Raw genomic sequence first — 26,932 nt, 5'->3', positions numbered from 1 at the left:
GTGTACGCTCCGGTCTCCATCGTCGAGGTCCGAATCTGGGGGAAGTCTGCCGGGGCTGTCGCGCTGGATCCGTCGCTGGGGTTTTATGCGTTTGAGTACCAGCCGGCGTTCCTGCGATCGGGCATCGAGCTTGCGCCGCTGACCATGCCGCTGGCGTCGGCCGCCAGCGGACCGTTTGTGTTTCCCAGTTTGCCCGAGGCCACGTATCGGCGCCTGCCCGGTCTGCTGGCCGATGCGTTGCCGGATGACTTTGGCAACGCGTTGATTGACGCCTGGATGGCGCGCGAAGGCGTGCAGCGGGCCCAGATCACGTCACTCGATCGGCTGGCCTATATGGGCGCGCGCAGCCTCGGCGCGCTGGAGTTCAGGCCGGTGCGTGGGCCCAGGGCGTCGGCAGCATCGACGGCGATCGAGATGTCGGAGCTGGTGGAGAGTGCCAGGCGCGCGGTGTCGGGCGAGATCGATTCCGATGCGCACGCCGAGGCGGCAATCGCGCAGATTATTCAAGTGGGGACGTCGGCCGGTGGTGCGCGAGCGAAGGCCGTGGTGGCGTGGAACCCATCCACACAGGAAATTCGCGCCGGGCAGTTCACCGTGGCGGACGGGTTCGAGCATTGGCTCATCAAGTTCGACGGCGTGGGTCCGGACGAACGGCTCGGCGTGAGCCGCGACTACGGGCGCATTGAATACGCGTACCACCTGATGGCGCGCGCCGCCGGCCTCACCATGGCGGACTGCCGCCTGCTTGAGGAAAATGGTCGCGCGCACTTCATGACCAGGCGCTTCGACCGCGACGGCAACCGGAAACATCACCTGCAGACGCTGTGCGGCCTTGCGCATCTGGACTATAGGCAGCGCGCCACTCACGACGTCAGCCAGTTCTTCCAGGTCATCGAGGGGTTGCGGCTGGGTTACGACGCGATGGAGGAGGCATTCCGGCGCACGGCGTTCAACGTGATGGCGGCCAACTGCGACGACCATCCGAAGAACACGTCATTCCTCCTGCGCGACGGCGGTACATGGGAACTGGCGCCGGTGTACGACGTGACCCATGCGTTCAACCCGAACGGTGAGTGGACGTATCAGCACCTGATGTCGGTCAACGGCAAGTTCGCCGGCATTTCGCAGGACGACCTGATGGTGGCGGCCGAGCGCGCAGGTGTTGGGACGGCGCCGCGCGTGATTCAACAGGTCAGGGAAGCAGTCGCCGCATGGCCCGACTTCGCGCGCGCGGCCAGCGTCAGCGCGCCGGAAGCGAAACGGGTGCGGCTGCACCACGGACTGCCCGCGTAGCCACCGCCGGCGTGACCCGCTCGAACAGCACCAGCCAGAGCGGTCCGCTCCATGCCGGAATATCGTGACGCACCCGGAAGCCCGCTGCTCGCATCTCGGTGGCGACATCGACCCGCGCCACACCATGTCCCGGCCGGCGGCTGCCGACGTCGGGCGCACTGTCGTGCAACCACAGGCCGTGTGGCTCAAAGTCGATGATCGCGACCAGGCCTGTCGCCTTGACCGCGCGCGCCAGACTCGCGACGAACGCCTCGGGCCCGCGGACATGGTGGTAGACACTGCGCATGAAGATCAGATCACAGCAGTCGTCCGGCAGTCCCGTTGAGTCCGGCGTCGCTTCGACGATCGTCACGTTTGCCAGGCTGGCCTGCGCCACACGATCCCGGATGTCGCGTCGCCGTTCGGCGTTGAGTTCGGTCGACAGGACTCGACCGCCTGGGCCAACCTTGCGAGCGAGCGCCACAGTAAAGCGCCCCGAGCCCGCGCCAATCTCTGCCACGGTCTGGCCTGGGGCGACGTGGGTCAACTCAGCCAGTCGTGCGGCTTCCTCCTCCTCCCGCCAAGGCAGGAACGCGCCAAACGACACATACAGCCACACCCCAACGACGACCGCCCCTACGCCAACACCGATCGCAATTCTCTTGAGCCACGTCACAGTCAGCCTCCTCTGGCTCCGTCTGGAACCACAACGCTGACTGACGGGTGCGGCTCGGCAAATGACGTCAGGCCGAGGTGAGGAAGATGTGAATTGGCGACTAAAACAGCAAGTTGTGGAGGACCCGGGCGGCGGCCGCCGCCGTGGCGTGGTGATTGGAGCCGGGTCCGCTCTCGACCCACACGGTCAACAGGACCACAGCCGCAAGTGCGGCAGCAGCCAGCATCCGCGGCTTCAACCACGCTGCGCGGTGAGGGATGCGCGCGTCTGTTTCGCCCACACTCACTGGCGCCACGAACCGATAGCCCTGCCTCGCCACCGTCTCAATAAACCTTGGCGTCTTCGCATCGTCGTCGAGGGCCGCGCGGAGATGACGGACGCAGTAGTTCAGGCCGCGATCAAAATCGACGTAGGTGTGCCCCGTCCATACGGTGTCTTTCAGGTCTTGTCTGGACACGAGCGTGCCTGCGCGGGACACCAAGGCCGCCAGCACCAGGGCCGGCTGGCGCTGCAAAGGCACCGACCGGCCATCGCGCCGCAACTCGCCAGTGCGCAGGTTCAACTCGAATGCATCAAAACGCCGGATATCAGACGATTCCATGCTGGGCTTGGACGGCCCAGCCCCGGGGTCGGTTCGACAGCCTACTCGTGGTCGGGCATGGGCATGCTGGTGAGGAGGCTGGTGAGCACCAGTGCGACCACGCCGAAGGCCAGCTCGAGTTTCGCCATTCCGCGCAGGTGGCGCACAGCATCCGCGTGTGTGCCCAGGGTCGGCCGCACCACGCGCCAGTTGTAGAAACCACACAGCGCCGCCGCGCCAAATGCCACCACTTTAGCGATTAGCACAAACCCGTAGGGCGTCAACAGCCCTTCCAGATCGTTGACGTGCTGCCAGCCGGCAACCACGCCAGACACCACGAGGAGCACGACCGACGGGATCGCCTGGGGCGAGAAACGATCGATCGCGCGCGCGAACGCGGCGGTCTCAGCGGCCGTCGCGGCCGCCTGACGCGCGACCGCAATTACGACGCCGAGTGTGCCCAGCCACAGTCCGGCCGCCACGACATGCGCGCCGTGGGCCACAACGAGCATCGTGCCGTACTCGGTTGCCCCGGCGGCATGCCCGGTGAGCCCCACGGTGAGTCCGGTTGCGAGTGCGGCGGCCACCAGCACGGGCCAGCGCGCGGGTGGCAGGACGCCGATGACAAGCCAGGCCGCCACACCGGCGCACATCTGCCAGAACCAGCCGGTGCCCCACGGCGTTTCATTGATGATGATGCCGGCAAACGCCAGCAACGGTTGATCGATGCCGAATGATTGCCACGTCTGCACACAAAGGCGCGTCGCAACAGCCAGCAGCATCAGCGGCATCACGATGCGCGCCAACCGCAGCGACGCCCGTGCCCACCGCGGCGAGATTCCGTCGTCGTTCGCCGCGCGTGAGAACACCCGGCATGCCCCGGTGGCGCCGACCACGACGATGATCGACGCATACCAGACGAACATGCTTCCGTACGAGAGCCACTCCATGCGCGTGAGCGATAGCTTATTCGCCTTTCAGGAAGAGCGGCCAGCGGTCGTCGTTGTCCGGGTCCGCGAGGCCCACAAGATTGTGGACGCCCGCGCCCAGCAGCCGGACGGGCCTGCGGCCGGCTTCGGTCTTGTCGAGCAGGGCGAGCGCGCGCCGCACGATGTTCTCCACATCACGAGTGGCCGCGGCGCTGTGGCTGCGTGTGATGGTGGTGAAGTCTTCATATCGCACCTTGATGGTGACTGTGCGCGCCGTGAGGTCGCGCTTTTCGAGCCAGTCACCCACCTCCCGGGCCATCTCCGAGATTTCGTCGCGGATGCGCGAGAGGTCGGTCAGGTCTTCGGCATATGTGCATTCACTCGACGAGGACTTCGCCGGACGATTCGGTGACACCGGCCGGTCGTCGTGTCCCGCCGCGAGTTTGAGCAGCCAATCCGTCAGATTGCCCACGGCCTCGTGCAACACCGACGGATCCGCGGCGCGGACGTCGGTCAGTTTGTGGATGCCCCGTTCGCGCAGCCGAGCGGCCGTGACGGGGCCCACGCCCCACAGGGCATCCACGGGCAGCTGTTGCAGGAAGGCTTCGACACGTTCGGGTGCGATGACGGTGAGGCCATCGGGTTTGCGCCAGGCCGACGCGATCTTGGCCAGGAACTTATTGGGCGCCACGCCGGCCGAGGCGGTGAGGCCGGTGGTGTCTTTGATCAGGTTCTTGATGCGCCGGGCCACGTTCATGCCCAGGGACTCGCCAAAACTGTTGGTGGTGACATCGAGGTACGCCTCGTCGAGCGAGAGGCCTTCCACGAGTGGTGTGACCGACCGGAAAATCTCAAACACCTGCTGCGAAACCGCGCGGTACTTCTGGAAGTTGGGCCGGATGATCACCAGATGGGGGCACAACCGCACCGCCCGCGACATCGGGATGGCGGACCGCACGCCAAACTTCCGGGCTTCGTAGCTCGACGCGGCGACCACGCCTCGGGAGTCGGGGCTGCCGCCCACAGCCACCGGCCGGCCCTTGAGGTCGGGCCGATCGCGCTGTTCCACGGACGCGTAGAACGCGTCCATGTCCACGTGGATAATGCGCCGCGTCATGCCGTCCGGCAAGTATTGCCCGCCCGGCCCGCCCGGTCTTGTTATGATTTGCTCATGAACGCGACGTCATCGGCACTCACTCGTCTGGCGGTTGTTCTGGCCATCCCGGCCGCCCTGCTGGCCACCTCGGCCCAGCGCGGAGTCAGCACCCCTGGCCCGGTGCCTGGCCCGGCAAAACCGGAGCCGCACCTGACCAACATCAAGCAGCTCACCAAGAGCGGCCAGAACGCCGAGGCGTACTTCTCAGCCGATGGCAGCCGCATCAGCTTCCAGAGCATGGATGGCGCGCAGCAGTGCGATCAGATCTACACGATGCGCCTGGATGGCACCGATCGCCGCCAGGTCAGCAACGGCCAGGGCGCCACTACGTGCGCGTACGTCTACCCCGACAACAAGTCCGTCCTCTATGGCTCCACACATCTGGGCGGACGCGAGTGCCCGCCGCGGCCGGGGATGGAAAACGGCTACGTGTGGGCCGTCTACGACAGCTACGACATCTTCAAGGCGAACATTGATGGATCGAATCCGGTCCAGCTCACCAAAACGCCGGGCTACGACGCCGAGGCCACCATCGCGCGCGACGGCGGCATCGTGTTCACGAGCGTGCGCGACGGCGACATGGAGGTGTACTCCATGAATGGCGACGGATCAAACGTCAAGCGCCTGACCAACATGCCGGGCCCGGATGGCGGCCCGTTTGTGTCGGCCGACGGCAAGCAGATCGTGTGGCGCGGTCGTCACCCGGCGCCAGGCGCGGAACTCGACGAATACTTCTCACTGCTCAAGAAGGCGCTGTGGAAGCCGACGTCGGTCGAACTGTTCACGATGAACCGGGACGGCAGCAATCCGAAGCAGGTGACCAATCTCGGCAAGGCGAGCTTCGCGCCGTTTTTCTCGCCCGACGGCAAAAAGATCATCTTCGCCTCGAACTACCACGACCCGCGTGGACGCAACTTCGACATCTTCCTGGTCAACGTGGACGGCACCGGCCTGGAACAGGTCACGTTCAACGACACGTTCGACGGTTTCCCGATGTTTTCGCCCGACGGCACCAAGCTGATCTTTGCCTCCAACCGCTTCGGCGCCAAAGAAGGCGACACCAACGTCTTTATCGCCGACTGGAAGTGGTAAGGCACTACCCCCCCCCCCGGCCGCGCGCCCGGCCCGCCGCCCCCGGCGGGGGGGCGCCGGGGCCCGGGGCCCCGCCCGGCGGCCCCCCCGCCCCCGCCCCCCCCCCCCCCCCGGGCCCCCGCCCCCCCCGGCCCCCCGGGGGCCCCCCCGGGGGGCGGCGGCCCCCCCCCGCGCGGCCGCCCCCCCCCCCCCCCGCCCCCCCCGGGGGCCCCCGCCCCCCCCCCCCCCCCCCCCCCCCCCCCCCCCCCCCCCCCCCCCCCCCCCCCCCCCCCCCCCCCCCCCCCCCCCCCCCCCCCCCCCCCCCCCCCCCCCCCCCCCCCCCCCCCCGGCAGCGATCGAAGTTCCGGGGCGTTTGAATTGCCCGCGGAACCAGATATGACAGACTTCGTCTAAGATATCGGCCATGACGGAGCCGGTGCTAGGCGAATTCGAACAGTTGGTCTTGCTGGCCCTCGTGCGTCAGGGGACAGATGGGTACGGCGTTTCGATCTGCCAGGACCTGGTGGACCGAACCGGTCGCGACGTATCCCTGGCCGCGGTCTACAAAACACTCGAACGCCTGCAAGACAAGGGCTACGTCGCCAGCCGCATCGGTGAGCCGACCGCCGAACGCGGCGGCCGCCGCAAAAAGCACTATCGCCTCCTGGCTCCAGGCCACCGCGCTCTGAAGTCCTCGCTCGCCGCCATTCGCCGGATGACCGCCGGGCTTGGGCGGGAGTTCGAAGGATGACTCCCGCCGTTCGGCCACCGCGCATCGCAGAGTACCTGGTCGAACACTGGGCACCCCATCCGCTTCGAGAACATCTGCTCGGCGACCTCGACGAACAATTCCAGGCCAACATCACTCGGTTCGGCCACCGCCGTGCGCGACGGCGCTACTGGCGTCAAGCCGCGGCCGCCCTCTGGCATTGGCCGCTCGGCACAACCGCTCGTCCCGTGCCTTCACACCCGACCAAGGAGTCATTCATGTCCGCGATGCTGCACGACCTGCGGTTCGGCCTTTGGCAGTTGCTTCGACAACCGGGCTACCTCGCCATTGCCGTCCTGTCACTGGCACTGGCCATCGCCGCCAACGGCGTGGTGTTCGGGATGGTCAACGGACTGGTCCTGAATCCCTTCAGCTATCCGGAACCATCGCGCCTGATCTCCATCAGCGGCGCATTTCCGACGCTGGGGACCGACCCCAACTTCATCGAACAACATTCGCCCGGCGAAGTTGAAGACTTCAGCGCGATACCCGTCATCGAAAAGCTCGGCGCCTTTGACCTGGGCAATCGCGTGCTCTCGAACGGCACCGTCGCGGAGCGGTTCTTCACGGCACTGATCCTCCATGACCCGATCCCTGCGCTGGGCGTGCCGATGACGCTGGGCCGCGGGTTCACGGACGCAGAACTGGCCCCGGGCGGACCGAAAGTGGCCATCATCACGCATCGCATCTGGCTGCGCCTGTTCGGTGGGGATCCCGGCATCATCGGCGCCACCGTCAGGGTGAATACCGACCCCACCACCATCGTCGGCGTACTTGGCGCCGGATCGCCTCTTATCGGCACGGACTTGTGGATTCCCTGGGGAATCGATCCGTCCCAGTTCAGGCGGAACATGCGCCCGGTCTCGGTAGTGGCCCGTTTGCGCGAAGGCGCGACGCTCAAGGATGTGGACCTCGCGCTCGCCACCGTCTCGGCTCGGGCGAAGGCCAACTACGCAACCGAGTTTCCCGAGTACGCCGACTGGCGCCTCGCCGCCGCCCCCTGGAGCGAGGCGGTCGTCGGCGATCTCCTGCCTGCGGGCGCCGTCCTCCTCGGCGCCGGCATCATCGTGCTCCTGGTGGCGTGCGCGAATGTCGCAAGCCTGATGCTGGCCCGCCTCGCCACGCGCCAGCGTGAGTTCGCTGTGAGGCGAGCCCTCGGCGCGAGCCCCGCGCGACTCGTGGGTCTGTTGATGTTCGAGAGTCTGGGCCTGGCGTGCGCGGGCGCGGCGGCCGGCGTAGGCCTCGCGTACTTCACGCTTGGTCGGCTTCCGGCGGTGTTGCCGGCACAGGCCACCCAACTGGGCTTCGACCTGCGGTGGGACAGCACAGCGGTCCTGTATTGCGTGTTGGCCGGCATCGCGGCGGCTGTCTTCACCATGGTGATTCCCGCCTGGCACATGCGCTCGTCGGAATCCGGGTCGCTGGCCGACTCCACCCGCGCCACCGCCAATCCCGCACGGCAGCGCGGTCGCCGCCTCCTCATCGTCAGTGAAGTGGCACTCGCGGTCACGCTCCTCGTCGCCGCAAGCCTCTTCTTCCGCAGCTACGGCAGAATCAGCGCCATCGAACCAGGCTTCGACGCAGCCAACATGTTGACGATGCGATTGACGATCGACGCGAGACGATATCCCGGCTCCGCTTCAGAGGCCTTCTTCACCAACCTCGTCACCAGGCTTGAGGCTATTCCCGGTGTGACGAGTGCGGCAGCCGCGAATCAACTGCCCACCATGACCGGCTTCACCGTTCCAGTCACGATCGAGAGCGCCGGCGCCGACAGCGCGAAGCCGGTGTCCACGCTCTTCACGGTTGGCAGTCCGCATCGATCCGACGTGCTCAAGACGCCGTTGCGAGCGGGGCGGCCGTTATCGGACCGCGACGTAGCAGGCACGCCCGGCGTGGTGCTGGTCAACGAATCGTTCTCGCGCCGGTACCTCAACGGCGCGGCCACCGGCAGGCTTCGTGTCGGAGAAAGTCGCACGCCGGTTGATGTGGTGGGTGTGCTCGCTGACTCGGCGAACCAATCCCTTCTTGGAGCTGTCCGTCCCGAAATATTCGCGACGATGGAGCAGGCAGGGCAGGGGAACAACCAGTATTTCCTGATGCTGCGTGCATCAGGAGACGCAACGGCCCTGCTTCCCCAGGTGCGTCGCACACTGGCGGCGGTCGATCCGAATCAGCCGGTGTACATGGTGCAGACGATGGAGGAGTTGATGGCGATTGAAGTATTCCCTCAACGCCTGGCCATGATTCTGGTGGGTGTGTTTGCCGTGGGCGCGCTCATCGCGGCCGTCATTGGCGTCTATGGCCTCATCTCGCATTGGGTGGTGAGCCGCCACCGTGAGATGGGCATTCGGATCGCGCTCGGCGGTAGCCGACGACAAGTGATGGGGCTGGTGGTGGGACAGGCCGCGCGCTTAGTGGGATGGGGCGCCGCCCTGGGAGTGGCCGGCGGCATTGGCGCGGGTTTCGCTGCGGCGTCGCTGCTCTTCAACACCGCTCCCACCGATCCCTGGGTGTTGGCGTTCGTGACCACGGTGCTCGTGCTGGCTGGAGTGGGTGCGGCAATTGTGCCGGCGCGTCGTGCGGTTTCGGTCAACCCGATCGAGGTCCTTCGGACCGAGTGACCCGGCGTATACTTCGCCCTATGTACACTCTCTTCGCAAGGCGAGTCGCTCAGGCGCTCGCCGCAGTTGCTGTGCTGACGGCTGTCACCGTCGTGTCTGCTCAACAGTCCCCGACCGAGTGGACAAGATTTAGAGGTCCGAACGGCTCAGGCCACGCGACGGGCTCGGGTTTTCCGACCGAGTTCAACAAGACAAAGAACATGTTGTGGCGGCTGCCGCTGCCGCAGGGCCACTCGTCGCCCATCATCTGGGGCGATCGCATCTACCTGACGGCATTCCGCGGAGATGCGCTGTTCACGATGGCGATCGATCGTCAGGCGGGCACGTTGCTCTGGGAGCGGCAGGCGCCTGAGACCAAGACCCGCATCCTCGACAAGCGGAACAACCCGGCGTCGCCAAGTCCGGCGCTGGAGAACGACCGCGTGTATGTGTTCTTCCCAGACTACGGCCTGCTGGCGTATGACGCCGCCGGCAAGGAACTGTGGAAGAAGCCGCTCGGGCCCTTCGACAACATCTACGGCATGGGTGCCTCCCCGATCATCGTCGGCAACCAGTTGCTCCTGGCGGTGGATCAGAGCATCGGGTCGTTCCTGTTGTCACTCGACAAACGGACCGGCAAGGAACTGTGGCGCACGCCCCGGCCCGAAGCCAAGAGTGGTCACGCCACGCCGATCCTCTGGCGAGCACCCGACGGGCGCGACCAGTTGCTGCTGCCCGGATCGTTCCTGCTGACGGCATATGACGTGATGACCGGCGAGCGGCGATGGTGGGTGCGGGGCTTGTCGTTTGAGATCAAGTCCACTCCGGTGGTCCACGGCGACATCATCTATATCAACGGTTATGGCGCGCCTGAGAACGATCCCGGTCGCAAGGTCAACGTGCCGCCCTCCGACGAGGTGTGGCCCATTGCCGATGCCAACAAGGACGGCGTGATCACACAGCCCGAGTTTCCAAAGTACTCCGCGGCGTTCTGGTTCACGGTGGCCGATCTGAACCTGAATGGCAGCCTGACCAAGGACGAGTGGGAGTACTACCGCGCTGCGCTTGATTCCGAGAACGGCATGCTGGCCATTCGCCTCGGCGGGTCGGGAGACACGACCGAGAAGGCCGTGCTCTGGAAGTACCAGCGCGCCGTGCCGCAACTGCCATCGCCGATCGTGTTCCAGAATGTGCTCTACATGGTGAATGACGGCGGCATCGTCACCACGCTGAATCCCGAAACCGGCGCCTTGATCAAGCAAGGCCGTCTCACTGGTGCCCTGGGCGCGTACTACTCGTCGCCGGTTGCCGCCGGTGGCCACTTGTATTTCGTGAGTGAGCGCGGTGCCGTCACCGTACTGCCTCCGGGCGGCGACCTGACGCCGCTCGTCGTGAACGATCTGGGCGAAGACACCTACACGACGCCCGCGTTTGCTGACGGCAAGATCTACATTCGTACCGTCGAAGCGCTGTACGCGTTCGGCACGAAATAGAACAATTTGCGCCTCACGACCCCCGGACGCTTCTGGTGGAAATTGAGGGTTGAGGATTGAGCGATTGAGGATCGGGATGGCACGGATCGCTGATCTCGGATCGAGGATGGCGATTGACGGATGGTCTGATGGTGGGATGGCTGATCGCTGATGGTGCGATGGACCCGACCATCCCGAAATTCCCATCGACCTTCAGCAATCAGCCATCCGTAAAATCCCGATCCTCAATCGCTCAATCCTCATTCCTCAATAGCGTCAAGAAACAAGGACCTCTGAGGTCGTTTCGCTTGATCTGTACGAATCGACCTCAGAGGTCTTAATATCTCTTCGTGGCCAAGCGTTCGCCCAAGTCTCCTTCACTATTCGATGCACCCCCGACTGATAACACGGTAATCACGCGACCGCCGTCGGGTGGCGACGAGCCCGTCGCCTTGCACGATGCTGCGCAGACGCGGTATCTCAATTACGCGCTCTCTGTGATCACATCGCGCGCGTTGCCGGACGTCCGTGACGGGCTCAAGCCCGTGCAGCGCCGCATCCTCTACACGATGTGGCAGCAGAACCTGACGGCCGACGCCAAGCATCGCAAGTGCGCGAAGGTGGTGGGCGACGTGATGGGCAACTATCACCCCCACGGAGACAGCGCGCTCTACGAAACGCTGGTGCGCATGGCGCAGCCGTTTTCCCTGCGTTACCCGCTGGTGGACGGCTCGGGAAATTTCGGCTCGCTCGACGGTGATAACGCCGCCGCGATGCGGTACACCGAGTGCCGGCTGACCCGCATCTCCGATGAGATGCTGCAGGAAATCGATCAGGACACCGTCCCGTTCCGTCCGAACTATGACGGCACGCGCGAAGAGCCGGTCGTCCTGCCGGCCCGAATCCCGAACCTTCTGGTCAACGGCGCCACAGGCATCGCCGTTGGCATGGCCACCAATATTCCGCCGCATCACCTGGGCGAGGTCTGTACCGCGCTCGTGAAGATGATCGACGCCGACCTGGAACTGACCAGCGCGCAGCTCTGCAAATACATCAAAGGCCCGGACTTTCCGACCGGCGGCCAGATCCTGAACACCCCGGCCGAGATCCGGGAGATCTACGAAACCGGCTCGGGCAGCATCCGGATGCGTGCCACCTGGCAAAAAGGTCCCGAAACCCGCACGGGCAAGACGATCTTCATCACCAGCGTGCCGTACGCGATGAGCAAGGCCACGCTCATCGAGCGCATCGCCGACGTGGCGCTCTCGCGCAAGCTGCCCCATCTGGTGGACGTCCGGGATCTTTCGACAGACGATGTGCGGATTGCGCTCGAGTTGAAGCGCGATGCCGATGAGCAGATGGTGATGGCGTATCTCTACAAGAACACGCCGCTCCAATCCAACTTCCCGGTCAACCTCACGTGCCTGATCCCGACCGAGAACCCGGCCGTGGGCAAGCCCGATCGCGTGGGACTGCACGCCATCCTCTGGCACTTCCTGCACTTCCGGCTTGAGGTGGTGCGCGCGCGGCTCAGCCACGAATTGGCGGCCCTCGGCAAGCGCATCCACATTCTGGAAGGCTTCGCGAAGGTCTTTGACGCCCTCGACGACATCCTCCGCATTGTCCGCAAGTCTGAGGGCAAGGCCGACGCTGCTTCGCAGATCATCGCCAAGTACGGACTGGACGCCGAACAGACCGACGCGATCCTCGAACTGAAGATTTACCGCCTCGCCCGGCTTGAGATCCTGGTGATTCAGCAGGAACTGGCCGAGAAGCGGAAACGTGCGAAAGAGATCAGCGGGTTGCTGAGGCGCGACACAGACCTGTGGCAGATCGTGCGTGCGGACATCGAGCTGGTGAAGAAAACCTACAGCGATCCGAAAACAGACCCGCGCCGCAGCGAAATCACAGGCGAAGTGGATGAGCCTGAGTACACCGCCGACGACTTCATCATCGATGAAGACAACGTCGTCATCGTGACCCGGGACGGGTGGGTGAAGCGGCAGAAGGAAGTGAAGGACGTGGCGTCCACGCGCGTGCGCGAGGGCGATCAGGTACTGGCGGTGCTGCCGGGCAGTACGCGGGCATCGGTGGTGTTCTTTACCAACCTTGGCGTGGCCTACACCTCGCGGATCATCGACATTCCCGCGTCCACGGGCCACGGCGAGCCCATCCAGCGGTTCTTCAAGTTCAAGGATGGGGAGCGGATTGTGGGGTCGGTCAGTCTCGATCCCAGAGTCGTGGGCGTGATCACATCGAAGAACGCCGAGACCGCGCCGCCGTCGCATGCCCTGGCGGTGTCGTCGGATGGATACAGCCTGCGGTTTTCGTTTGAGCCGTATGCCGAACCCAGTACCCGGTCCGGCCGTCGTTATGCCCGCGCTGCCGACGGAGCCGAGATCGTCGGCGTCGAGCGGGTGACGGGTGGCGAGACCGTGATCGCGGCCACGCGAGAAGCCCGCGCGATGCTCTGCAAACTCGAGGACATCAACCTGCTGTCGGGCCCAGGCCGAGGCGTCATTCTCATCAAGCTCAACAAGGACGACGACCGCGTGTTGGGGTTCATGGCCTCGCGGGGCGACCGCGACCTGATGACGGTGGAGACCACCCGGGGCGCCGAGCAGACGATCAGTACCACCAAGTACGAGGTCACGGGCCGGGGAGGCAAGGGCCGGGAGTTGCTGCAGCGCGGCCAGTTTGTGCGTGTGGTGCCGACTCCTCCCGAAGTTCCAGCGCCCCTTGACCGAAATTGAGCGGTTTGTGACTTACAATTTGCCCCGGGGCCAGCAAACGGCCCTTCTGGTCAAACTTTTTCTGGAGGAAGCATGATGCGTTCTTTGCTGGCAGCGGGTCTGATGTGCGTCTGTGTGATGGCGGTGGCGGTAACGAAGACGTCGGCCCAGGGTGGCGGACAGGGCGGCGGCCAGGCCGCGCCGTTGCAGAACCTGCAGGTGCTGCCGAAGGACATGGCCCGCCAGGACGTGATCGCGCTGATGCGGACGTTCACCGTCGCGCTCGGCGTGCAGTGCACGCACTGCCACGTTGGTACTCCTCAGGAGCGGTTCAAGGATGACCTGCCGGCCAAGGCCACGGCGCGCAAGATGCTGAAGATGGCGAATGCGATCAATGCCGATCACCTTGGCGTCAAGCCGGGCGAGCCGAGCAAGGCGACGTGTTACTCGTGCCACCGCGGCGCGCTGAAACCCCTCGCGGCCCCGCCAGCCGGCGCCGGCGGATTCTAAAACCAGATTAGCGATTCAAGAACATGAGCGTGATGCGAAAAGCCCTGTTGTGGGCATCAACCAACGCCTGGATTCGCGAGAACGCGATGCGCACCGGATTTGTGCGCCGATCGGTCTCGAAGTTCATGCCGGGTGAACGGATTGAGGATGCGGTTGAGGCCGCCAAAGCCCTCAAGCCTGCGCGGCTGAATACGATCCTGACCCGGTTGGGCGAGAACATCGCGCACATCAGTGAGGCCGACGAGGTCTGCGAGCATTACCTGAAGGTGATCGATTTGATCACCGCCGCAGGTATTGACTCGCAGATCTCGGTCAAGCCGACGCAGCTCGGCTACGACCAGGACCCGGAAGTGTGCGTGAAACACTGCCTGCGCCTGATCGATCGCTGCGAGCAGACGAAGACGTTTTTCTGGCTCGACATGGAGAGCTCGCCGTACGTGGACGGCACAATCGCCCTGTTCAAGCGCCTGCGCCAGCGGACGCCGAATATTGGCATCGCCATCCAGGCCTATCTGTTCCGCACCGAAAAAGACATTGAGGAACTGGTGGCGCTCGGGTCAGCCATTCGCATGGTCAAGGGCGCATACCTTGAGCCGGCGGAGGTGGCGTTTCCGCAGAAGTCCGATGTGGACGAGAACTACTTCAAGATCTGCGCGCGCCTGCTGCAGGAAGACGCGTTCAAGCCGGGCGCGTTGCTGCACATCGCCACCCACGATATCGCCCTGCAGGAGCGGTTGCTGAAGGTCATTGCCGACCGCAAGGTGGCGTCCAACCGTTACGAGTTCGCCATGCTGTTTGGCATTCAGACGGCGCGCCAGCAGCAACTGGCGGCCAATGGTGTCCGCACCCGCTGCCTCATCAGCTACGGCGAATACTGGTTCCCCTGGTACATGCGTCGTCTGGCCGAGCGCCCCGCCAACGTCTGGTTCGTCGTCAGGAACATGTTCAAGAGGTAGCAAAGCTCGCGAAAACGACCTCTGAGGTAGTTTCCTCTGGCTCACGGGAAACTACCTCAGAGGTCGTTTTCCAGAGGTCGTTTTCGCTATTCCTGCTGCAGCGTCACCATCGGGTCCACGCGCATGGCTCGGCGGGCCGGGATGTAACAGGCCAGCGCCGCCACCACCAGAAGCAGCGCGGCTGTGGCCGCGTAGCTGGCCGGGTCTGAGGGCTCCACTTCGAACAGCATCGCCTTCACCAGTTGCGACAGTGCCAGCGCGCCGCCCACGCCGAGCGCGACGCCAAGCAGCGCCAGCTTCATTCCGCCGCCGACGATCATCCTGAGCACGTCTGAGGGACTGGCGCCAACCGCCATCCGGAGTCCAATCTCGCGTGTGCGCAGGCTCACGGTGTAGGCCACCACGCCGTACAGCCCCACGGCCGACAGGAACAACGCCACGCCGCCGAACAGCAGGATCAGCAGCATCGAGAACCGCTGCTGGGCCACCGACTCAGACACCACCTCGGCCAGCGGCGTCATCGAATAGGCGGGCAATCGGCCGTCCAGGTCGCGCACGATTTGCCGGACCGTTCCTGAGAGCGCATTCGGGTCGCCCTCCGTCCGCGCCATCACCCACAAGGTATTGAAGGAATCCTGCGCGGTGGACATGTACATCGTCGGCGTCGGTAGTGCGTCGAGTCCGGTGTAGTTCACGTTGCCGACAATGCCGATGATCTCGGCGTTGTCGGTGCCGTTCCCGATGTCGATTCGGCGCCCAATGGCTTCTTCGCCCGGGTAGTGCCGCCGGGCGAACGCTTCGTCAACGATCGTGACTCGTGCGCCTGTTGTGGCGTCCTGACGTGTGAACGCACGTCCACGAAGCACGGGGATGCCCATCGTGGCGAAGTAGTCGGGCGTGATGGCTCGGTAGTTCGCCGACGGTTCCTCGCCAGGTGCGGGCGTGGGCTGGCCGTGGATGACGACCGAGAGCACATAACTTCCCCGAATCGGCAGTGACTGGACCGCCGCCGCCGACGTGACTGAGGGCGTGGCGGCGAGACGTTCCAGCAGCCTGTCGTAGTACTGCAGGACCTTTCCGTCGTCGGCGTACGAGGCCGCAGGCAGTGAGACCTGGAAGGCCAGCACGCCCTGTGGGTTGAACCCGGGGTCCACGTTCGTCAGCTTCGAGAAACTGCGCAGAAGCAGAGCCGCGCCCACCAGCAACACCAGTGAGAGCGCAACCTCGGCGACCAGCAACGCGTTGCGCATCCACTTGCCACTCGAGCCCACCGATGAGCGGCCACCCTCTTTCAGCGCCGAGCCGGCGCCGGCGCGTGAGGCCTGCCAGGCCGGAACCAGACCAAAGATCACACCGGTCAGCAGGGAGGCCACCAGCGTGAACCCCAGCACGGAGCCATCGATCGACACATCGGCCACGCGAGGAATGCTGCCTGCGCTGAGTGTCTGGATCGCGGGAATAGCGAGGTAGGCCAGCAGCAGGCCGAGGGCGCCACCCGTCAACGAGAGCACAAGGCTTTCAGCCAGCATCTGCATCGCCAGTCGCGAGCGGCCGGCGCCGAGTGCGGTGCGAATCGCCACTTCCTTTTCGCGCATCGACGCGCGCACCAGCAAGAGGTTGGCGATGTTGGCGCACACGATCAACACCACGACCCCGACGGCCGCAAGCAAGGTCATCAAGGCCGGCCGGATCGTACCCACGACCTGCTCGAGCAGGCTCACGATCTCCGCGGACTCATTGGCACTGTTGTTGGGATACTGCTTCGCGAGCTGTTCAGCGATGCCCTTCATTTCCGCGCCGGCCTGATCGGTCGTCACGCCCTCCTTCAGGCGTGCCACCACGCCAAGGAAATGCGCGCCTCTCGGCGGGTCTGACGGGTTGATCGCGATCGGTCGCCAGAACTCCGCCGTGCGTGAAGGAAAGTAGAAGCCCTCCGGCATGACGCCGACAATGGTCGCGGGCGTGCCGCTGAAGGTGATCGACGTGCCGATCACCGCCGGGTCGCCGCCAAAGCGCCTCAGCCAGAGGCCGTGACTGAGAATCAGCACATCGTTGCCGCCGGGACGGTCGTGTTTCTCTTCGAACCCGGGACCGAGCGCGGGCCTGACCTTCAACAGTTCCATCAGGTCCCACGACACGCTTGCGCCCTGCACGCGCTCCGGGCCATCGTCCCAGATGAGTGTGCCGCTGGTGCCGGAGTACGCCGCGATGCGCTCGAACGATTTATTCTGAGTCCGCCAATCGAGGAAGTTGGCCGGCGCCACTGAGAACCGGCCGTACTGAGGCACCAACTCATGCACCCGGACCAGGGCGTCGGGCTCCGGATACGGCAGGGGCCGCAACAGGACGCCGTTGACCACTGAAAAAATCGCGCTGCTCGAGCCGATGCCCAGGCCCAGGGTCAGGATGGCCACTACCGAGAATCCCGGCGCCTTCCACAACTGACGCAAGCCAAAGCGAACGTCACGAATCACATTGGAAAACATCTGCAGTACTCCTCCTGTCGGCCCGGGTGATCCGTCCATTGCGTTGGCCAGCCGCACGAATCCGGGCTCCCGATAGACGCGGTCCGCGCGACTCACGTCGCGCGCAATCCGCTCCCAATCGGTCACCTGCGAACGCGCGTGGATATCAGCTTCCTGTTCGGTCAGGCCTCCGGCGAGGGCATCGCGATAGAAGTCTTCCATCTGCGTGCCCAGTTCGCGGATGATGCGCGCCTGGCGCTCGGGTGAGTGCGCGGGCAGGTTCAAGTGCGCGCGGACATACGCCTGCCAGTCACGCATCGCCGGCATCCATGACGTCGTTGACCGCAGCCACAAACTCAAGCCAGGTCGCGCGCTGCGCCGCCAGAATGCGGCGGCCTTCCGGCGTCAGCCGGTAAAAACAGCGTTCACGTTCGCCTGGTTTCTCCACCCACCGGCCCTTAATCCAGCCACGGCCTTCCATACGCAACAGCGTCGGGTACAGCGTGGGCAGCGCGAAGGTGATGCGGCCATTTGAGCGCGCCTCGATGAGTTTGCCGATCTCATACCCGTGCCGAGGCCGGGCTTCGATGAGCGACAGGACCAGCATCTCGGTGCTGCCCTTTTTGAGTTCGGGACTGAAAAATGTCATACGCGTGCCTATATGTAGCGACGCAGACTATGACGGCATCGGCCGCCGATCGGTTGGCGGCCGCTGCCGGGCGTAGTTGGGAAATTAGGAACTGGGGAACTGGGGAACTGGGGAACTGGCGAACTGAGGAACTGCGATCCCGGACCCCGGGACCCCAGGACCCCGACTAAATCCTCAGGAGTCTCTTCCACCACTTCTCGTCCGGGTCGGGAGGAGGGGGTGGGGTCTTGGGCGGGGGCGGAAGGATGACGGGTTCTCCGAGCGCGGCGGCCGCGGCTTCGTCGAGTTGGATGATGACTTCTGCGGCCTGTTCGGTCAGTTGGGCGCCGATGCCTTCGGCGGCCTTGCCCCACTGGTCGATGAGCCGGTCGTAGGCCCGGTCGCGTTCGAGTGTGTCGTAAAACGCCGCGGCGTCGAGCCAGTCGGAAAGAATCTGGCGGCGCGGTACCTTGCCACCGCCCAGGCCCACCGTGCTGTCGAGTTCGGCCTGCAACTTTTCCCAGGCCGTCCTGATGCGCCCAAGCCCGTCGTGCCCGGCCAGTGCCTCCAATGCCTGCGAAAACGAGGCGCGATCGGTGACGTTCAGGGCGCGCCGCACAGGAATCGAGAGCCGTTTGTAGCGCTCCATCAGGCCCGCGTCCTGCAAGTACCCCCGTTCGACGCCCACCTGTCCCGGCTCCTGAGCCATGAACTCCAGCGCCTTGCGGACATGCACCGCATTGCGCCGGAATGACCGCAGGGCTTCCATACCCCTCACAATACCGGAACCCGACCCGGTACCCGCCGTCTATTCTCGGGTGTGTGCTAACCAAGGTGTCCTGATATGAACGGTCTACTGCGCGATCTTCGCATCGGCGTCCGCACCGCCTTTCGTTCCCCCGGCTACAGCGTCGTCGCCATCGTCACCATCGCCCTGGCCATTGGGGCCAACACACTGCTCTTCAGCCTGGCCAGTCCCCTCGTCGTGCGACCGTTGCCGATCGGTGACCCCGACAGCCTCGGATGGCTCCGACAGACCAATGGCCCGCGCGGTATTTCGGTTGGCCGTACCTCGATGCCGGACTTCCTCGACTTCCGCGAATCGGCCAGGTCGTTCTCGTCGATGGCCGCGCGTGAAGTCACCGCCGGCACACTGGTGGGACACGGTGATGCGCGCCGGGTCAGCCTCATGCGCGTAACGACGAACCTGCCCACTGTGTGGGGCCTGGTGCCCCATCAGGGACGGTTCTTCCTCGATGGAGAGGACGCGGTGGGTCGCCCGCCGGTGGGCGTGCTCAGCCACCAGTTCTGGCGGGCTGCATTCAACGGCGACACCGGCGTCATCAACCGCACGCTCATGCTTGATGGCCAGACGCTGACCATCGTCGGCGTCATGTCGCCTGAAATTGAGATCGGCAACCTTGCGCTCATCGATCTCTGGGTTCCGCTGCCCATCGACGCCGCTCGTCCGCGCGATGAGCGTGTCTTGAGCGTGGTCGGCACGCTGGCTCCAGGGGCCACACTCGCGTCGGCCGGCGCGGAGATGAAGGAACTGGCCGCACGCCTCGCAAAGGCCTATCCGACCACGAATTCCGACTGGGACGTGACCGTCCTTGATTCCCGCTCTGCCATGACTACGAGTGATACGTGGGTCATCCTGGGCCTGATGGGCGTGGTCGTGTTCTTTGTGTTGCTGATCGCCTGTGCCAGTCTCGCCAATCTCGTGCGCGCCCGGCTCGTCGGACGCCGGCAGGATTTGGCTGTGCGACAGGCGATGGGCGCGTCGCGATTGCAACTTGTGCGCCCACTCGTGTCCGAGAGCCTGGTGCTTGGCCTGATGGGCGGCGGCCTTGGATTGCTGCTGGCGATGCTCGGACTACGTGTGATCAATGCGATCGCGTTCGAGCAGTTCTTCAAGACGCTGGAAGTCGATAGGTACGTGCTCGTCTTCAACGGCGCACTTTCGGTCATCACGCCGCTGATGTTCAGCCTGTGGCCGGCGTTCACCCAGAGTCGTCAGGCGAACGGCGAGACGCTGCGTGGCGGCCGCGTCCTCGGCACGCGCTCGGGGCGGCGAAGCGGCAGCTTCCTCATCGTGTCGCAGGTGGCGATGGCACTCTCATTGCTGGTGGTGTCGGCTCTGGCGGTGCAGTCGATGTTGAACTTCAGGCAGACGCAACTCGGCATGGACGTTGACCGCCTGCTCACGTTCAAGTTCGACCTTCCGAAGGACCGCTATCCGAATGACGATGCGAGGCGAGAGTTCGTGCAGAGGGTGTCCACTGAGCTAAAAGCGCTTCCCGGGGCCACCGGTGCGGCGTTGAGCAGCCACCTGCCGGTCTTCGATCCGGACGTCACGCGCACGTTTACCGGCACACTCAATGACGGATCGCCGGAAGGTGAACATCCGTGGGCATCCTGGTTTGCAGTCACGCCGTCGTTCTTCGAAACGAGCGGTATTGCACTTGTGGCCGGCCGCCTCTTGAACGACGGAGACCGCGGCGATCGGCAGCCCGTGGCCGTCGTGTCAAGGCTGGCGGCGACAAAGTACTTCAACGATCCGCAGACGGCTGTTGGCCGCACGGTGCAGTTGTCCGGCGGCAATGCGGCCGCCAGCGCCGTCACCATCGTCGGCGTGGTTGAAGGCACGCGCGACTCGCAAATCACCGATGGCACGCCGCAGATCTTTGTTCCGTTCGAGCAGGCGCCGAGCGCAGCCTTGACGGCGGTGGTGGCGTCCGACGCGCCCACGGCGCGACTGGCTGATGTCAGGGCCGTGTTGCGGCGCCTCGACGCCGGCATCGCGATCACCGAGCCGAAGCCACTGACGCAGATCGTGGATGAAGAGACGTCGAGCAGCGGCATCATCAATTTCATCTTTGTGTCGTTCGCCGGGCTCGCGCTTCTGCTGGCCGCAGCGGGGCTCTATGGCGTGATCTCCTTCACGGTTGGCCAGCGCCGCCAGGAGTTCGGCGTGCGACTCGCCCTGGGTGCTGCGCCCGGGGAAATTCGCTCGATGGTGCTTGGCGAAGGGCTGAAGGTCACACTGATCGGAGTCGGCATTGGCCTGGTGTTGGCCTGGGGACTGGCGATAGCCTCGGCGTCGGTGCTGTATGGCGTGACAGCTCAAGACCCGCAAACGTACGTGGGCGTGACCGCGACCGTCCTGCTTGTGGCCGTTGTGGCCGTGTGGGTACCCGCATCACGCGCCATGCGCGTGGACCCGGTGACCGCGCTCCGCGCCGACTGAAAGAACCTGCGGAGCCCGCTACCGGGTCTCGATCTCGATGCCGCCGGTCATCCCGACCGCCAGGTTGAACAACAGCGCCATGATGAACGAGCCGATGAACCCGAAGATGCCGTAGACGATTGGCATGACGATGATGGCGCCGGCGCCGAAGAGCAGCCCCATAAACGCCCCGCCTTCAGTGTCGCCCATGGCGCTCGTCAGCCCAATCATCCCAATCAGGGAAAACATCGCACCGAACAGCAGACCCAGACCCGCGTACAGAACCGCCGCGACCTTCGCCACCGACACCGCGTTGACTTTCGTAATGACCATGAACGCCTCCTTCGGGGTTGTTGAACGGGGGAGACTTTAACATGACGAGTCGAGGTCCAGGAGTCCTGGGGTCTCGGGGTCATTCGGCGGTGATAACATCGGAGATTCCTGCCCCAGTCACGTCCAGCGCATGGTGTTGACGGGTGGAAACACCACATGGCTTCTGCGAAGAACGACTTCACGGGCGTGAACGAGGGCTACGTCCTCGAGCTATTCGACCGCTGGCGCGAAAATCCCGAGTCGGTTGACCAGTCTGCCCGCGACCTTTTCGCCACTTGGCCGGACTCTGGACCCAGCACTCTGGACCCAGGACCCCTGGCCCCCGGGACCCCAGAACCCACCTCCGCGCCCCCCCCCCCCCCGACCCTGGACCCTGGACTCCGGACCCAGCGAAGCTGGTGGGCGCCATCAATCTGGCCCAGTCCATCCGGCGGTACGGTCACCTGGCCGCGCAGATCGATCCGCTCGGCGGGCGGCCTCTGGGCGATCCGGCCCTGCTGCCCGAGACACACGGCGTCACCGAAGCCGACCTCCGCGCGATGCCGGCCTCGCTCATGCGCGGTCACATCGCGGACGGCGCAGAGACGATGTGGGATGTGGTGGAGCGACTGCGGCAGATCTACTGCTCCACCACCGGCTATGACATCGCGCACATCTTCGTGCCACAGGAGCGGCAGTGGTTGCGCGAAGCCGTGGAGACCGGCCGCTATCACGCGCCGGCCGATCCGATCGATCCGCTTGCCCTGCTTGAGCGCCTCACCGACGTCGAGGCATTTGAACGGTTCCTGCACCGGACGTTTCCAGGCAAGACCCGCTTTTCGATCGAAGGACTCGACACACTGGTGCCCGTGCTTGACGAGGTCATCAGTGAAGCAGCTGAGAAAGGCCTGCGTCAGGTGTTTATTGCCATGGCGCACCGCGGCCGCCTGAACGTGATGACACACGTGCTGGGCAAGTCGTACGAACACATCCTGGCGGAGTTCAAGGACCCGGTGCGAAGTGCGCACGAGAGCGTTGGGCTGCGCTGGGCAGGCGACGTGAAGTACCACCTCGGCGCGTCACGCGCGGTAGCAGGTGGCGAAGAAGTGGACATGATTGTCTCGATGCCCCCCAACCCGAGTCATCTCGAAGCGATCGACCCGGTACTTGTGGGCATGGCGCGTGCGGCCGGTACGGACGCCGGTCATCCTGGCGCGCCCGTATTTAATCCCGACGCGGTCCTGCCGGTGCTCATTCATGGCGACGGTGCGTTTCCTGGCCAGGGCGTGGTGGCCGAGACGCTGAATTTGCACAAACTCCCGGGTTACACCACCGGCGGCACGATTCACATCATCGCGAATAACCAGATCGGTTTCACGACCACTCCGGATGATTCCTACAGCACGCTGTATGCCAGCGGTCTGGCGCGCGGATTCAAGATCCCGATCTTCCACGTCAATGCGGACGATCCCGAAAGTTGCGTGGCGGTCGCACGGCTGGCGTTTGCGTATCGCGAAGCGTTTCAGCGCGACGTGTTGATCGACCTGGTGGGGTACCGCCGCTACGGCCACAACGAGGGCGACGAGCCGGCGTTCACCCAGCCGGTGATGTACCAGAAGATTGCGGCTCAGCGCACCGTGCGTGAGCAGTGGGCGACTCTGCTGGAAACACGCGGCGTCGTGGCGCCAGGACAGGCGAACACCATGCTGCAGGCCCGTCTCGATCGATTGCAGCGGGCGCTCGACGGTCTTGATCCCGAGCGGGATCTGGTGGAGCCCACGCCGGAGATCGCGGCGCCAGGCACAGCCAGCCAGACACGCACGGAGTTGCCGCTTGAACGCCTGCGCAGCCTGAACGAAGACCTGCTGCGCGTGCCCGACGGGTTCACCGTACACCGCAAGCTCGAGCGCAACCGCGAGCGTCGCCGGCACTTGTGCGATGCACCAGACGACAGGACGGTGGATTGGGCCACGGCCGAAGAGCTCGCGTGTGCCGCGACGCTTGAAGACGGAACGCCGATTCGACTGACGGGTGAAGACGTCGCCCGAGGTACGTTCAGCCATCGGCATGCGGTGCTCCACGATGCGCGCACTGGCGACGAACACGTGCCTCTGCAGCACCTGGCGTCGGCCCGTGCATCGTTCGAGATCCACAACAGCCCGTTGAGCGAAAACGCGGCGGTGGGATTTGAGTACGGCTACAACATCCAGGCGCCCGAGCGGCTGGTCATCTGGGAAGCGCAGTACGGCGACTTCATCAATGGCGCGCAGGTGATGCTCGACGAGTTCGTTCTCTCGGCTCGCGCCAAGTGGGGCCAGGAGCCGTCACTGGTCTTCCTGCTGCCGCACGCACACGAGGGTCAGGGACCCGATCACGCCAGTGCGCGGCCTGAGCGTTTTCTTCAGCTCGCCGCAGACATCAACATGCGCGTGGTCAACTGCACCACGGCCGCACAGTACTTTCACGTCCTTCGCCGCCAGGCCGCGTTGCTTGTTGAGGATCCGCTGCCGCTGATTGTGCTCACGCCCAAGAGCCTCCTGCGCCATCCCTTTGTGTCCTCGTCGCCCAACGACCTGGCCACGGGGCGATGGCTTCCGGTGATCGATGACCCAGCCGTGGCAGACCCTGACGCTGTCAGACGCCTGATCGTCTGTTCGGGCAAGGTGGCCGTGGATTTGCTGACGCACCCCAGCCGCTCCAGTCATCCGCACGTGGCCATTTGCCGCGTGGAGCAGTTGTATCCGTTCCCTGCGGCTGCGCTCTCTGCCGTCTTTGCGCGTTACGGCCGCTTGAACGAACTGGTCTGGATGCAGGAAGAACCCGTGAATATGGGCGCGTGGGATTTTGTGGAGTCCTGCCTGCGGGACGTCGCGGGGAACAGGGCGGTGTCGGTCATCGCGCGTCCGCGCAGTTCGAGTCCGGCTGAAGGGTCGGCCGCTCGCCATGCGCAAAATCAGGAACGGTTGATCGCCCTCGCATGGGCGCCATCAACGCCGGCAAAGAACAGGAGCGGACGCTGATGGCGATAAACATCATGGTGCCCGAAATGGGCGAGTCAGTCGTGGATGCACGCGTCGCACGCTGGCTCAAACACGCCGGCGACGTCGTCACCGTCGGCGAACCCCTTGTGGAACTGGAAACCGACAAGGTGGACGTGGAGGTGACTGCGTCCAAGTCGGGCACGTTGGCCTCAATCGCGCACGGCGACGGAGCTGACGTGAAGATCGGGGACGTGTTGGGGACGATTGACGAGGCAGCCAGTCCAGAGTCCAGGGTCCAGGGTCCAGAGTCCGCGGTCCAGAGCTTGCCCGCCGTAGCGCAGGGCGCGGAGGTGGGTCCAGCGTCCAGCGTCCAGAGTCGCGGCGCTACACCGTCGGCGCGCCGTGAGGCACGCGAACGCGACGTGCCGCTGGCGGCCGTGCAGGCGGAAGGACCCCGCGTAACTCGCGAAGATGTGCGCAAGAGCGCAGGACCCCAGGACCCCGGGACCCCAGGACCCCATCGGACCCCAGGACCCCAGAGGAGCCCCGGGACCGCCTCCGGACCCGGACCCCGGACTCTGGCCCCCACGCGTGCGAATGTCCAAGCGCCGCGCGACCATCGCGAGGCGCCTCGTCGAAGTGCAGGCAACCGCCGCCATGCTCACCACCTTCAACGAGGTGGACATGAGCGCCGTGATGGCGTTGCGCGCCAAACACAAGCAGGCATTCAAAGACACGCACGGAGTGTCGCTCGGCTTGTCGTCCTTTTTCATCAAGGCTGCGATTGCCGCGCTGCGTCAGTTCCCGCGACTCAACGCCGAGATTGACGGCGACGAGATGGTGCTCAAGCACTACTACGACATCGGCGTGGCCGTGGGCGCCGCAGAAGGGCTGGTCGTGCCGGTATTGCGCGACGCCGACCGGATGTCGTTCCCTGCCATCGAACTCGCCGTTCGCGACTTCGCGCAGAAGGCGGCCGACAGCACGTTGTCGCTCGACGATCTGCGCGGCGGCACCTTCACCATCACCAACGGCGGCGTGTTCGGTTCGCTGATGAGCACGCCGATCCTGAATCCGCCGCAGGTGGGCATCCTGGGCCTGCATGCCATCAAGGACAGGCCCATCGGCGTGAACGGCCAGGTGGTGCTGCGCCCGATGATGTACACCGCGCTGACCTACGATCACCGCATCGTGGATGGTTCAGAAGCCGTACGCTTCCTCGTCCGCGTCAAGGAACTGGTTGAAGACCCTGGAACACTTTTGCTCGAGTCATAGGACCCTGGACTCTGGACCCTGGACCCACCTCCGCGCGCTGCGCTGCGGCGGGCAAGCCCTGGACCCCGTCAAGCTGGTAGGATCACTCGCGTGAGTCGTCAGACGATGGTGGTGCTGGTGACGGTGGCGCTCGTAGGCGTGACTGTCCTGGTGGGTCTTAATATGCGGCCCGGTCGATCCGAGCCGGCATCGGCCGCACCGCCGGCGCCACCGGCCCGCGATACGTCCGCGCCTGTGACGCCCACTGCGCCCGTGGCCGTGCCCGAAACGCCCCGAGCGGCAGCGCGCACCGCGCCGGCGCCAAAACCTGCGGCGGTCGCCCCGCCACCTGTGGTGGTTGAAGCACCCACGACGGCCACGCTCCACATCACGAGCGATGTTCCCGGTGCGCAAGTATTCATCGATCGAAAATTTATCGGCGTTGCGCCCGTGACCGCAGAGGATGTGGCGCCCGGCTCGCGCCAGATCAACGTCTCGGCGCCAGGCTACGACGGCGTCGTCGAATCCCTGGACGTGGCGGCAGGGCCGCGTGACGTGATGATCTCGCTCAAGGCCATTCGCCTTGATGAGTCCATTGCCGTCACCCACAAGCATGGAATGGGTTCCTGCAAAGGGCGCTTGATTGCCACGCCCGAGGGGCTGCGCTACGAAACCGACAACAAGAACGATAGCTTCACGGTCCCATTGAGCGGGATTGAGACGTTCACCGCAGACTTTCTGGCGAAGAACCTCAAGCTGAAGATCAAGGGCGGGCGTTCGTACGACTTCACGGATCCGGGCGGCAAAGCCGATCCGCTCTACCTGTTTCAGCAGGCCGTTGAAAAAGCGCGTGCCAAGCTCGCCGCCGGCAAAGACCTGCCGCAGGAGATGCGGTGATGCATCGGCGGTTGTGCGGCCGAGTCATCACGACAGTCATTTCAGTCATTGCCGTCGTCGCAGGTGCTGCCGCCTGCGCGCCGTCGGTGTCCGACCATGACAATCGAATCTTTTCGCTGCCGGCTTCAGTCAAGCTCTCGGCCGTTGACCTGTCGTCGGCCTACGCTGCCGACGCCGGCGCAGCAGACGGTCGTTATCGCGGTCGCGTCATCGAGATCAGCGGCGTGATCCGGAGTCTGCGACCCGACACCACCGCCGTGACCATGGCCGGCGCCGAAGCGGGCCCGGTGATCGAGGCGTCAATTCACGACGACGTGGCGGCGCAGGTGCTCAAGGGCGTCGCTGACGGTCAGCGCCTGACGCTCAAATGTTTTTGTGAGGGACTGGACCAACACGTGCGGCTGAAGAGTTGCGTCGCGCCAGACCCCGTTCGCTGATCC

General features: G+C 64.9%; 19 protein-coding genes and 2 pseudogenes. 13 read left to right on the top strand and 8 right to left on the bottom strand.

Annotated elements, in window-relative coordinates; all coding sequences use genetic code 11:
• Nucleotides 1–1,293, top strand: a complete 1,293-nt coding sequence (locus IPL75_22385; protein MBK9242944.1) for a type II toxin-antitoxin system HipA family toxin — start codon at nucleotides 1–3, stop codon at nucleotides 1,291–1,293.
• On the opposite strand, the gene IPL75_22380 is transcribed toward IPL75_22385, so the two are convergent.
• From IPL75_22380 to dinB, 4 genes are all read right to left on the bottom strand, one after another.
• Entirely contained in the window at nucleotides 1,241–1,948 is a 708-nt protein-coding gene (locus tag IPL75_22380; GenBank protein MBK9242943.1) for a class I SAM-dependent methyltransferase, read from the bottom strand. The two genes, IPL75_22385 and IPL75_22380, sit on opposite strands and share 53 nt — an antisense overlap.
• 100 nt (nucleotides 1,949–2,048) lie before the next feature.
• Nucleotides 2,049–2,549 (bottom strand): winged helix-turn-helix domain-containing protein, encoded by a 501-nt coding sequence (locus IPL75_22375; GenBank protein ID MBK9242942.1) that lies wholly within the window; start codon nucleotides 2,547–2,549, stop codon nucleotides 2,049–2,051.
• A 41-nt stretch (nucleotides 2,550–2,590) separates the two neighbouring features.
• A complete protein-coding gene (locus IPL75_22370; protein ID MBK9242941.1) occupies nucleotides 2,591–3,478 on the bottom strand; it encodes a CopD family protein in 888 nt (295 codons plus the stop codon).
• 16 nt (nucleotides 3,479–3,494) lie between these two features.
• Complete coding sequence (gene dinB / locus IPL75_22365) at nucleotides 3,495–4,574, bottom strand: DNA polymerase IV (GenBank protein MBK9242940.1); 1,080 nt, start codon at nucleotides 4,572–4,574, stop codon at nucleotides 3,495–3,497.
• A gap of 54 nt (nucleotides 4,575–4,628) precedes the next feature.
• On the opposite strand from dinB, the gene IPL75_22360 reads away from it, so the two are divergent.
• The 7 genes from IPL75_22360 to IPL75_22330 all read left to right on the top strand — a co-directional run bounded on the left by IPL75_22360 (nucleotide 4,629) and on the right by IPL75_22330 (nucleotide 14,726).
• The gene (locus IPL75_22360) at nucleotides 4,629–5,705 is read left to right on the top strand and encodes a PD40 domain-containing protein (protein MBK9242939.1); all 1,077 of its coding nucleotides are present in this window, start codon (nucleotides 4,629–4,631) and stop codon (nucleotides 5,703–5,705) included.
• A gap of 403 nt (nucleotides 5,706–6,108) precedes the next feature.
• Complete coding sequence (locus IPL75_22355; GenBank protein ID MBK9242938.1) at nucleotides 6,109–6,435, top strand: helix-turn-helix transcriptional regulator; 327 nt, start codon at nucleotides 6,109–6,111, stop codon at nucleotides 6,433–6,435.
• Entirely contained in the window at nucleotides 6,432–9,077 is a 2,646-nt protein-coding gene (locus IPL75_22350) for an ABC transporter permease (GenBank protein MBK9242937.1), read from the top strand. The genes IPL75_22355 and IPL75_22350 overlap by 4 nt, the downstream gene beginning before the upstream one ends.
• A 20-nt stretch (nucleotides 9,078–9,097) precedes the next feature.
• The gene (locus IPL75_22345) at nucleotides 9,098–10,549 is read left to right on the top strand and encodes a PQQ-binding-like beta-propeller repeat protein (protein ID MBK9242936.1); all 1,452 of its coding nucleotides are present in this window, start codon (nucleotides 9,098–9,100) and stop codon (nucleotides 10,547–10,549) included.
• Between the two features lie 329 nt (nucleotides 10,550–10,878).
• Nucleotides 10,879–13,281 carry a DNA topoisomerase IV subunit A gene (locus IPL75_22340; protein ID MBK9242935.1) on the top strand — a complete coding sequence of 801 codons (2,403 nt, stop codon included), beginning with the start codon at nucleotides 10,879–10,881 and terminating at the stop codon, nucleotides 13,279–13,281.
• A gap of 72 nt (nucleotides 13,282–13,353) precedes the next feature.
• A complete protein-coding gene (locus IPL75_22335) occupies nucleotides 13,354–13,770 on the top strand; it encodes a c-type cytochrome (protein MBK9242934.1) in 417 nt (138 codons plus the stop codon).
• A gap of 32 nt (nucleotides 13,771–13,802) precedes the next feature.
• A complete protein-coding gene (locus IPL75_22330) occupies nucleotides 13,803–14,726 on the top strand; it encodes a proline dehydrogenase family protein (GenBank protein ID MBK9242933.1) in 924 nt (307 codons plus the stop codon).
• An 86-nt stretch (nucleotides 14,727–14,812) separates the two neighbouring features.
• Here IPL75_22330 and IPL75_22325 read toward each other — a convergent pair whose 3' ends face one another.
• The 3 genes from IPL75_22325 to IPL75_22315 form a co-directional block, all read right to left on the bottom strand.
• Nucleotides 14,813–17,509: an ABC transporter permease gene (locus IPL75_22325; protein MBK9242932.1), complete on the bottom strand. Its 2,697-nt coding sequence runs from the start codon at nucleotides 17,507–17,509 to the stop codon at nucleotides 14,813–14,815.
• Nucleotides 17,502–17,840: a helix-turn-helix transcriptional regulator gene (locus IPL75_22320; GenBank protein MBK9242931.1), complete on the bottom strand. Its 339-nt coding sequence runs from the start codon at nucleotides 17,838–17,840 to the stop codon at nucleotides 17,502–17,504. The genes IPL75_22325 and IPL75_22320 overlap by 8 nt, the downstream gene beginning before the upstream one ends.
• A 166-nt stretch (nucleotides 17,841–18,006) precedes the next feature.
• On the bottom strand, nucleotides 18,007–18,588 hold the full coding sequence (locus IPL75_22315) for a hypothetical protein (protein MBK9242930.1): 582 nt from the start codon (nucleotides 18,586–18,588) through the stop codon (nucleotides 18,007–18,009).
• A 75-nt stretch (nucleotides 18,589–18,663) separates the two neighbouring features.
• On the opposite strand from IPL75_22315, the gene IPL75_22310 reads away from it, so the two are divergent.
• Nucleotides 18,664–21,069, top strand: a complete 2,406-nt coding sequence (locus IPL75_22310) for an ABC transporter permease (protein ID MBK9242929.1) — start codon at nucleotides 18,664–18,666, stop codon at nucleotides 21,067–21,069.
• An 18-nt stretch (nucleotides 21,070–21,087) separates the two neighbouring features.
• Here IPL75_22310 and IPL75_22305 read toward each other — a convergent pair whose 3' ends face one another.
• Complete coding sequence (locus IPL75_22305) at nucleotides 21,088–21,381, bottom strand: hypothetical protein (protein MBK9242928.1); 294 nt, start codon at nucleotides 21,379–21,381, stop codon at nucleotides 21,088–21,090.
• A gap of 156 nt (nucleotides 21,382–21,537) precedes the next feature.
• Here IPL75_22305 and IPL75_22300 point away from each other — a divergent pair.
• From IPL75_22300 to IPL75_22285, 4 genes and pseudogenes are all read left to right on the top strand, one after another.
• Nucleotides 21,538–24,380 (top strand): annotated as a pseudogene (locus IPL75_22300) (2-oxoglutarate dehydrogenase E1 component).
• A pseudogene (gene odhB / locus IPL75_22295) lies at nucleotides 24,380–25,616 on the top strand (2-oxoglutarate dehydrogenase complex dihydrolipoyllysine-residue succinyltransferase). The pseudogenes IPL75_22300 and odhB overlap by 1 nt, the downstream one beginning before the upstream one ends.
• A gap of 90 nt (nucleotides 25,617–25,706) precedes the next feature.
• Nucleotides 25,707–26,492, top strand: coding sequence for a PEGA domain-containing protein (locus tag IPL75_22290; GenBank protein MBK9242927.1), 786 nt, complete (start codon nucleotides 25,707–25,709; stop codon nucleotides 26,490–26,492).
• Nucleotides 26,492–26,929, top strand: coding sequence for a hypothetical protein (locus IPL75_22285; GenBank protein MBK9242926.1), 438 nt, complete (start codon nucleotides 26,492–26,494; stop codon nucleotides 26,927–26,929). The genes IPL75_22290 and IPL75_22285 overlap by 1 nt, the downstream gene beginning before the upstream one ends.
• Nucleotides 26,930–26,932 lie beyond the last annotated feature (3 nt).

This window comes from Acidobacteriota bacterium (assembly GCA_016716905.1).
Taxonomy (GTDB): Bacteria; Acidobacteriota; Vicinamibacteria; order Vicinamibacterales; family SCN-69-37; genus SYFT01.
Note: the sequence above shows the minus strand (reverse complement) of the source record. Positions and strands in the feature narration are given on the sequence as shown.

What these genes read in the sequence shown, in the direction of transcription:
- IPL75_22375 (MBK9242942.1), bottom strand. Translation starts at nt 2,549, where the DNA reads ATGGAATCGTCTGATATCCGGCGTTTTGATGCATTCGAGTTGAACCTG.
- IPL75_22370 (MBK9242941.1), bottom strand. Translation starts at nt 3,478, where the DNA reads ATGGAGTGGCTCTCGTACGGAAGCATGTTCGTCTGGTATGCGTCGATC.
- dinB (MBK9242940.1), bottom strand. Translation starts at nt 4,574, where the DNA reads ATGACGCGGCGCATTATCCACGTGGACATGGACGCGTTCTACGCGTCC.
- IPL75_22360 (MBK9242939.1), top strand. Translation starts at nt 4,629, where the DNA reads ATGAACGCGACGTCATCGGCACTCACTCGTCTGGCGGTTGTTCTGGCC.
- IPL75_22355 (MBK9242938.1), top strand. Translation starts at nt 6,109, where the DNA reads ATGACGGAGCCGGTGCTAGGCGAATTCGAACAGTTGGTCTTGCTGGCC.
- IPL75_22350 (MBK9242937.1), top strand. Translation starts at nt 6,432, where the DNA reads ATGACTCCCGCCGTTCGGCCACCGCGCATCGCAGAGTACCTGGTCGAA.
- IPL75_22345 (MBK9242936.1), top strand. Translation starts at nt 9,098, where the DNA reads ATGTACACTCTCTTCGCAAGGCGAGTCGCTCAGGCGCTCGCCGCAGTT.
- IPL75_22335 (MBK9242934.1), top strand. Translation starts at nt 13,354, where the DNA reads ATGATGCGTTCTTTGCTGGCAGCGGGTCTGATGTGCGTCTGTGTGATG.
- IPL75_22330 (MBK9242933.1), top strand. Translation starts at nt 13,803, where the DNA reads ATGCGAAAAGCCCTGTTGTGGGCATCAACCAACGCCTGGATTCGCGAG.
- IPL75_22325 (MBK9242932.1), bottom strand. Translation starts at nt 17,509, where the DNA reads ATGCGTGACTGGCAGGCGTATGTCCGCGCGCACTTGAACCTGCCCGCG.
- IPL75_22320 (MBK9242931.1), bottom strand. Translation starts at nt 17,840, where the DNA reads ATGACATTTTTCAGTCCCGAACTCAAAAAGGGCAGCACCGAGATGCTG.
- IPL75_22315 (MBK9242930.1), bottom strand. Translation starts at nt 18,588, where the DNA reads ATGGAAGCCCTGCGGTCATTCCGGCGCAATGCGGTGCATGTCCGCAAG.
- IPL75_22310 (MBK9242929.1), top strand. Translation starts at nt 18,664, where the DNA reads ATGAACGGTCTACTGCGCGATCTTCGCATCGGCGTCCGCACCGCCTTT.
- IPL75_22305 (MBK9242928.1), bottom strand. Translation starts at nt 21,381, where the DNA reads ATGGTCATTACGAAAGTCAACGCGGTGTCGGTGGCGAAGGTCGCGGCG.
- IPL75_22285 (MBK9242926.1), top strand. Translation starts at nt 26,492, where the DNA reads ATGCATCGGCGGTTGTGCGGCCGAGTCATCACGACAGTCATTTCAGTC.